Below are 7,588 nucleotides of genomic sequence, written 5' to 3' on the forward strand. Positions count from 1 at the left end.
AAATTGTTGTGTGGTCGTCAGCTTGTTTTTTTAAAAACACAGAGGGCAGGGACCCCCCGCCCCGGGCGGCCGCCCCCCCCGCGGGGCGCGGGCCGCGCCCCCCCCCCGCGGAGATCCCACCGACGGCCCCCGAACGGACGGCGGCGCGGGCGGCGCAGCCTGCCGAGGTGATGACGGCACTCCCCGCGGAGGTCTGCCCGGCACGGACCCGGGCCGCCTCCATCGCCGTGGCCGTCAGGCCGCCGATGAGCGCACCTGCGGCCGCTCCGGCGAGGCCGGCCGCCGCGACATCGCGTGCGACGGCGCCGGCGACCTGACCGTTGGCCCAGCCGATCGGGTCACCGGCGGCCTTCTGCGCCTGGTGATAGCTGATCGGATCGCTGTGGACAGCGTCGTACGCCAGCCGGTCGGACGTGGCCGCCCGGGCGTCGGCATAGTCGGCGAAGAAGGTCCCTTCCGGGTTCATCGTCAGGCGCCGGTCGAGCAGGTCGTTGACGGCCTCCAGCCGGTCCGCGGCGACCAGCCGGGTCATTCCCTGATATTCGGACCGCGAGATCTGGTGGGCTGTGGGCGCCACCCGGCCGAGCAGTTTCGCCTGCACCCGCGCGATCTTCGTGGCGCCGTCGGTCAGAACGATGTCGACCGGGCCGTTCTGCGCGCCGTCCCAGGCCCATTCCAGGACGTGGGCACGGGCCGCGGAGCCCGTGCGAGCCGCGTGGCGGTTGAAACCGATGGCGTGCATCACCTCGAACAGGTGCCCGGCGCGCTGCGGAGTGCCGTGGTCGGCGTAGCGTCGCGCCAGTCTCACCACGGTGTCCCGGCCGTCCAGCGTCGCCACCACCTGCGCGGCCGTCCGGCGGGTCGCCTGATCGAGGACGGCCCAGACCGCCGCGTCCGCGCCACCGGGCAGCACGCCGACAGACCTCTCGTGCCCGCGGCGCCGGTGCCGCGGATCGAGGCCGCGGATGGTCATGCATTCCCGGCCAGGTCGAGCAGCCACCGCCTGGCGTCCCGAACGACCTGACGCGCCGCCGGATCCGCCGTCCCGTCGCGGGACGCGATCGGGGCGCTCATGACGGTCACGGTGGTCGTGGCAATGCCGACGAGCTGTGCGACCAGCTCGCGCTGTTCGCTGGAATAGGTCGTGTATTCCGGGTTCGTCGCGATGAGCAGATCCAACGACGGCAGGCGGCTGCTCATGGCGAGCCGCAGCTCGGTGAGGATGTCCCGGACCTGCTGGCTGCGGCGTCGGACCAGAGCTGCCTGCTTCTCCGCATCTGCGAGCTCGGCGTCGGCGTCGGCGATCCGCCGTGCCGTCGCGCGCTGGCCGGCGCGGGCCCGGCGCCCCTGCCAGTCCAGGATCCCGCCCACGACGATGACCGCCGGCGCCGCCACGATGCCCGCGAGGACCGTCGTGCCGGCCGCGACCCCACCGCCGCCGGCAGCGATCGATCCGCCCCCCAGCCAGGCCAGCGTCGCACTGGTCGCGGCCGCGCCGGACAGGCTGGAGATCGCCGCTCCCGTCGAGGCCGTCGCCAGCGCCCCGACCGCGGCGAAGGTGGCGCCAGCGGCCCCCGCGCCGGCCACCGTGCCCGCGGCCAGTGCCCCGCCGAGCGACTGGAGCGCGCCGCTGAGCCGGAGCTGGCGCAGCTCCACCGACGGTGAGTCCTCGCCGGCCCCAAGGCTGATCTCCGCGAGCTCGGCGAGGTCGACGTGCCTCATTCGGCTGAAGACCTGCTGGAACGGCACCAAGGCCACGTCGTACACGTCGGCGCGGGCCTTTCGCTGCGCTTCCGACTCGGCGGTCATCCGCGCGGCCAGCAGCCGGCAGCGCACTTCGAGTTGCTGGTGGGACCGCTGGTTGTCCTTCGCGAGTTTGACCGCATCGACAAGAGCGATTCCCACAGGCCCCCCGGACCGTGCAGTTTCATCCCGGCGTTGCGCCCCATATCGGCCGGCCTGGATCTGAATGCTACCGGCCCCCGCCTTCCGCGTCCTCCGATTCGACGCCGCGCACGCCGGACCTGGCCACCGCTTCCGCCGTCGGCCGCTGGCCTGGGGCTACACCGGTTGGCCAATCCACGGCCGGATGGGCGACCAGCCCGACTCCGCGGCAATGGTCGTTCTGGGCGGAAGCGCGCTGCCCGACGACCATCCGCGTGCGGTGATCTCTGAGACGAGCGATGAACGCGGTACGACACCGCGGGCCATCACCATAGGCCCCGACCTTCGCCGAGAGTCTCCGGATGAAGGCATGAGACGGCGGTGGATGGCTGTCTGGGATGACGTCAGCACAGAGCCCGCCGAGGCCGCCCGGCTTCTCGCGATCGCGGAGACCTACGCGGCCCCCGAACAGGCTGCGAGGGCCACCGAACAGGCACTCGCGCTGCTCCCGGATCGACCCAGCCGATCCGGGATCGAATCCGCTGACGGTACCTGGCGCGAGATGACCGCTCGGTGGCCCGACGTGCCTGCCGTGCGGGAGCTCGACGAGCAGCTGGTCGAGGCGCGCCGGGCGTTGCCTGCGCCGCGGGCGGCGCTGGGCTGACCGACCCGAGGACGATCGGTGTGAGCCGATCCGCTACCGTTTGTCCCCCGACCAGTAACTTCAGGGGGAACTATGCTCAGGAATTTATGGGTGGGTCTGGTTGTCGCCGCGGCGCTGGTCCTCACCGGATGCGCCAGCGGCGGCAGCGGCTCCGCGGCTCCGTCGAGCGAATCCACGGCCACCGTAGCGGCTGCGAGCGCCTTTCAGGCGATGCGCGATTCTCCGGCCGCGGGCGCATTCGTGACCGCGTTTCGGCCCCGGTTCCCCTCGCTGGCTGAGGACCGCACCGACAGCAGCATTCGAAACGATGTCGCCCACATCTGCCTGGACGACCTTCCCCGCGGAAATCAGACTGCGCTAAGTCACATTCCCGCGAGGTTCGAGCACAATGGCATCACCCCCGACCCCTTGACTGCCACGGCGATTCTCGCGCTGGCGCAGTCGACCGTCTGCTCGTCTCAGTAGACGAAGACGGCCCGTTCCGCCCTCCGGTGCAGCGCGGCCGATCAGGCCGCCGCACTCCGCCAGCGAGCCGAACTCCTGTCGGAGCCGGTACCAGGTGCAGTAGACGCACCGGCAGTTCCTCCCGCAGCCTGGGGTGGCACGAGCCCACCGGCCGAGGATGACGCCACGGACCGCCGAAAGCTTATCCAGGCGGGCGGACTCACCGCCGCCGCCGCGGTCTCCGCACTCGCGCAGCGGATCGCGACCGCCGACCCGACCGAGCTGGACCGCGCTCGGATCGCGGCCAATGTGCGCCGGGCGAGCGAGGCACGTTCGACCGTTTCCCGCGCGCAGCTCCGCGCGCAGCTCGAGCCCGATCGACATGTCCACGATCTACAAGTCCGCCGCCCGCCAGGCCCTGCCGGCCGAGCTGCTCGCCGTCGACCCGTTCCACGTCGCGCAGCTCGCGAACAAGGCCGTCGGCGACGTCCGCCGCCGGACCACCCATGAGCCGCGCCACCGCCGGGGCCGCGCCTCCGACCCCGAGTACACGATCAAGGGTCTGCTGCCGGGTGGCCCCGCAACCCTGACCGACCGGGGCCGCGAGAAGATCCTGACCACCCTCGCCGACCTCGGCGGCGACGAGGCGTTCGCGATCGGCGCCGCCTGGCGCGCGAAGAACCTTCCGCTCGACCTGCTCGCGCTCTCCCCGGCCCGCACTGGCCACGCCACCACCCGCACCGACCTGAACAGGGCCCTGACCAGGTTCCTCGACTACCGCGCCACCACCGGACAGACCATCCCCGAGATCGTCACCCTCGCCGAGTCGATCTCCGACTGGCACATCGAGATCACAGGCGCACTCCTCCACGGCCTGTCCAACGCCGCCACCGAGGGCGTCAACCGGCTGATCAAACTCGTCCACCGGACCGCGTTCGGGATGACCAACGTCGCCAACCAGCAACGCCGCGCCCGCTACGCCGCCTCCCGCTCCACCCGCGACGACTGGCTACACCCCGTCACACCCCACCCCAAGACCACGTGACCAACCGACTACACATTCCAGCCCACTGCGGAGAGCCCCTTATCGCCCGGTCTGATCCTGAATGCTACCGGCCGACGCCTGACGCGTCTTCCGTTTCGACGCCGTACGCGAGCATCCGCGCCACCTTGGCCCGCAGCTCAAAGGGCGCGGAAGTAGCGGCGCTGTGGATCCCGTGGTCCGGAGCCGACCTCTCGCAGGACTCCGCGATCGACAAGTCTGAGTAGTCGAGTCCTCGTCGCACGCGTGGACAGGCCGATGGCCTCGGCAATGGCGGTGGTGGGGGCACCTCTGGTCGGGACGGCGGCGAGGATCGCGCGGTCCCTGGCGTCCAGCGCGGGTAGCTGGGCGCCCTGAGTCCACAATGTCACCCGGAACCTGGCGCCGATCTCTTCAAGGTCCGGCGGTGGCAGGCCTGCGTCGAGGCACGCGGTGGTCATCCGTTGAATGCCGCTGCCCCACTGCTCGATGAGCCGAAGAGAGTGGAAGACCCGCCCGATGACCCGGTTGCGTAGTTTGGACACTCCACGACGGATGTCGTCGACCGTCAGTCCGAACTGCAGGAGGCCGGGGTTCTCCACCTCCAGCCGGTCGTCGAAGACCGCGATGCGGATCGGTGCGCCATGCTGCCGGTAGTCGGCATGGGCCACCGCGTTGACGATCGCCTCGCGGACCGCGACCGGCGGCAGGTTCCACCGGTCGGCCCGCCGGACGGGTCCGATATCGGCTCCGTGCAGGCTGTGCTTGCGGACGAAATCGAGTGCGTCCTCCACCGCGTGGACCAGATTGGTCCGGATCTCGGCCTGGTCGACGATCAGAGACTTGTCCGTGCCGAGGAATCGCCCGGCCTGGATCCAGGCGTCGGGGAAGAGCTGGAGGCGTTCCTGATCTCGGCCGAACAGCAGAAGCCCGCCTACGGTCGGGACGAGTCTCCCCTGATGCGGCGTGACAACTCTGAGGGTCTCCAGGTCGGCGGAAGCTATCTTTCGGATCCCGCTGTACGCCTCGGCTACGGCGGGGAGATCTATCGCACCCGCGCCATATTCTGGTGTCGCCTGCTCGTCGTAGGACCCGCCCTGTGCGTAGCGCCGCATCTCCGCGATCAGGTCGGCATCAGCACGCCGATTGGTTGATCCGACGCGGACGTACACCCCGTTGTCCGGGCCTTCCTGCCTGACGTGGTGCGGCCGCGTCGGGCTCGGATAGACCTCCACCGCGACGAGCTGCGTGCCGCGCCACGGCACGATCCCGATATCGGGGACGATGCGTGGGGCGATCGTGTCGCTGACCAGGTTGGCGAGCCGTTCCTCAAGGTCAAAGGCGTCCGGCACCCCGCGCACGTGGCGGGTACCGTCCTCGACGCCGATCACCAGCACGCCGCCGGCGGTGTTGGCGAAGGCAACCAGGCTCCGCAGGACGCCACGCGGCGACGAGAGGTCCCGCTTGAACTCGAGGGTCTTGCCCTCGGTCCGGGTCAACAGGTCCGACAGGTCCACAAGCTCGGAAGTCTACTCTGAAGTTCGATCTCCTGCGGCTCGCTGTTCGGCGCGTCGGGCGAGAAGATAGACGGTGCGGTGGGTGCGCTCGACGGTGTGGCGCAGGGCGAAGCCCTGCTGCTGGTAGTAGGTGACCAGGCCGGGGAAGTAGCAGCCGCGGCGGACCCGTCGGCGCCCCTGGCGGGCCGCGTGGTCGACGGCCCATCGGGCGATCAGGGTGCCGGGATGGGTGGTCCGGTAGGCCGGGTGGGTGCAGGTGGAGTACAGGTAGGTCGCATCATCGGCGAAGGGAAGAGCATCGAGCGCCGTCTTGCCGACCCAGGGCAGAATCCGGCCGACCTGGCTGATCGGCGGATCCAGCAGTGGAAACTCCTCGCGTGACACCGCGACCATCTCGTCGCCTCCAAGACCAGTGATCACAACACGCGTGCCCTGCCCGCTCAGAGCCTGGGCCAGCAGGTGGAAGGGGTGGTACAACGGCTCCTCATATGGAGAAATCGGCGCTCCGCTCATTCGGGCGCATGCCGGGTGCAGCGGTGGGTCTGCCGCCGCGTCCACCACTGTGTCCGGTGGGGAGAATGCCAGGCGGCTGCGCATCTGCTCCCGTCGGCGGGCCTGCTGGGCGCGGCCGGGGCCGGCGATGAGCAGCGCGGCGGTATCGAGCTGGTCGGGCCACCGTTGGGCTGCCCGGGTGGCGATCACCCCGGAGTCGAAGCCGCCGGTCAGATGCCACACTGTCGAGTCCTGGTCGAGGGGCCGTAGGTCCAGGGCGGTGTCGATCGCAGTGCGGAAGGCGCCAAGCACGTCCGCGCTGTCGGTGAGCTCTCGGGGGCGTAGATGTAGTGCGGGCGGTGGATAGCTGATGTGCCGCGCTCCGCCGTAGTGGGCGGTCGCGCGTTCGGTGAGTCGGTAGATTCCCTCGAACAGGGTTTCGCTGCCGTAGCGGGGGCGGAAGGTAAGAAGCCGCGCCGCTTCGCGCACGGACAGCCCAGGGACATGGCTGCGGAGATCGGCCATGTCCCACGAGCCGTGCAGAGTGGCCCCGTCTGCCGCCAGATAGATCGGGGCGGTTCCGCACGGGCCGGCGGTCATCGTCACCCTCGCGCCCCGGAGGGAGGGATCAGGTGTCGGCGTAGGCGCCGCTTTGGATCTCCTGCACGACCGCGGCCCACTGCCCGGGGGTGAGCTGCAGGACCCGGCCGCCGGCGGACAGCAGCACCTCGCCCGGATGCTGGGCGACACCGGCCGGCGTCCGGCCCTCGCGGATGTCCGAGTGCAGCCGGTCCCAGACGTGCCAGGGCAGATGCAGCTCGCGGGCGCCGGCGCGCAGGAGCATGCCGCCGTCCCAGACGGCGAGGTCGACCCGGCCGCTGATCTCGGCGTAGTCCGGTCGCCGGTGCCCGGCGGCGCGCCAGGCCACGCCGCGCACCGGCGAGAGCGCGGCGTGCAGAGCCCTGCGCGTCCCCTTCTCCATCGCCTGTCTCACCCCCGTCGCCCGGATCTGTCGGACCTGACGATCTCGCCCCGGGGGTGTGCCGTCACGTGGGTGATTCGCAGGCACCCACGTGATGGACGGTGTGACAGGTTTCTGTCACATGTGACTAGGTGGCGTCACATGTGACGGCGCATGGTCACATATCCGCACGAGCACATGCGGTTGCATACGCAAAGCCATCGGTTTAACAACAAGCAGACATTTATCTCATACGCTCTGTAAAGAGCGTCTCACCCGGGACTAACGTCCCTCTCGGTTACACAGGGTGGCGTCACTGGGCGTCGCCTGCTCGGAGACGGGGGTTGATGAGGTGCAGGTCGAGACAGCCGGAAGATCTTCGGCTCCGGCGACAGTCGTCGAACGCGACGGCGATCTGGTCCTGGTCGTGCGTGACGGTGCGATACCGGGCCGGGCCGTCCTGGCGCTGCGCGCGGTCCTGGCGCCCGTCGTCGGACGGATCGTCGGACGGACCCCACGCTGACCGACCGCGGGGGGGGGGGGGGGGGGGGGGGGGGGGGGGGGGGGGGGGGGGGGGGGGGGGGGGGGGGGGGGGGGGGGGGGGG

General features: G+C 70.5%; 8 protein-coding genes and 1 pseudogene. 3 read left to right on the top strand and 6 right to left on the bottom strand.

The window, feature by feature from the left end:
* Nucleotides 1-973 (bottom strand): annotated as a pseudogene (locus tag MXD95_RS07055) (hypothetical protein); the annotation flags it as partial.
* A complete protein-coding gene (locus MXD95_RS07060; RefSeq protein ID WP_250639736.1) occupies nt 970-1,905 on the bottom strand; it encodes a hypothetical protein in 936 nt (311 codons plus the stop codon). The gene MXD95_RS07060 and the pseudogene MXD95_RS07055, both read right to left, overlap by 4 nt.
* A gap of 364 nt (nt 1,906-2,269) precedes the next feature.
* On the opposite strand from MXD95_RS07060, the gene MXD95_RS07065 reads away from it, so the two are divergent.
* From MXD95_RS07065 to MXD95_RS07075, 3 genes are all read left to right on the top strand, one after another.
* On the top strand, nt 2,270-2,548 hold the full coding sequence (locus tag MXD95_RS07065; RefSeq protein WP_250639737.1) for a hypothetical protein: 279 nt from the start codon (nt 2,270-2,272) through the stop codon (nt 2,546-2,548).
* Between the two features lie 90 nt (nt 2,549-2,638).
* Complete coding sequence (locus tag MXD95_RS07070; RefSeq protein ID WP_250639738.1) at nt 2,639-3,013, top strand: hypothetical protein; 375 nt, start codon at nt 2,639-2,641, stop codon at nt 3,011-3,013.
* Nucleotides 3,014-3,374: 361 nt separating this feature from the next.
* Entirely contained in the window at nt 3,375-4,037 is a 663-nt protein-coding gene (locus tag MXD95_RS07075; protein WP_250639739.1) for a transposase, read from the top strand.
* 137 nt (nt 4,038-4,174) lie between these two features.
* Here MXD95_RS07075 and MXD95_RS07080 read toward each other — a convergent pair whose 3' ends face one another.
* From MXD95_RS07080 to MXD95_RS07095, 4 genes are all read right to left on the bottom strand, one after another.
* A complete protein-coding gene (locus MXD95_RS07080) occupies nt 4,175-5,530 on the bottom strand; it encodes an AlbA family DNA-binding domain-containing protein (RefSeq protein ID WP_250639740.1) in 1,356 nt (451 codons plus the stop codon).
* Between the two features lie 12 nt (nt 5,531-5,542).
* Complete coding sequence (locus MXD95_RS07085; RefSeq protein ID WP_250639741.1) at nt 5,543-6,622, bottom strand: asparagine synthase-related protein; 1,080 nt, start codon at nt 6,620-6,622, stop codon at nt 5,543-5,545.
* A 28-nt stretch (nt 6,623-6,650) separates the two neighbouring features.
* On the bottom strand, nt 6,651-7,004 hold the full coding sequence (locus MXD95_RS07090; RefSeq protein ID WP_250639742.1) for a hypothetical protein: 354 nt from the start codon (nt 7,002-7,004) through the stop codon (nt 6,651-6,653).
* Between the two features lie 292 nt (nt 7,005-7,296).
* Nucleotides 7,297-7,588 (bottom strand): hypothetical protein (locus MXD95_RS07095; RefSeq protein WP_250639743.1); only part of this gene is annotated, 292 nt, incomplete at its 5' end.

This window comes from Frankia sp. AiPa1, from assembly GCF_023243075.1.
GTDB lineage: Bacteria > Actinomycetota > Actinomycetes > Frankiales > Frankiaceae > Frankia.

Coding starts and splice junctions, on each gene's coding strand:
- MXD95_RS07065 (WP_250639737.1), top strand. CDS start 2,270: ATGGCTGTCTGGGATGACGTCAGCACAGAGCCCGCCGAGGCCGCCCGG.
- MXD95_RS07075 (WP_250639739.1), top strand. CDS start 3,375: ATGTCCACGATCTACAAGTCCGCCGCCCGCCAGGCCCTGCCGGCCGAG.
- MXD95_RS07085 (WP_250639741.1), bottom strand. CDS start 6,622: ATGACCGCCGGCCCGTGCGGAACCGCCCCGATCTATCTGGCGGCAGAC.
- MXD95_RS07090 (WP_250639742.1), bottom strand. CDS start 7,004: ATGGAGAAGGGGACGCGCAGGGCTCTGCACGCCGCGCTCTCGCCGGTG.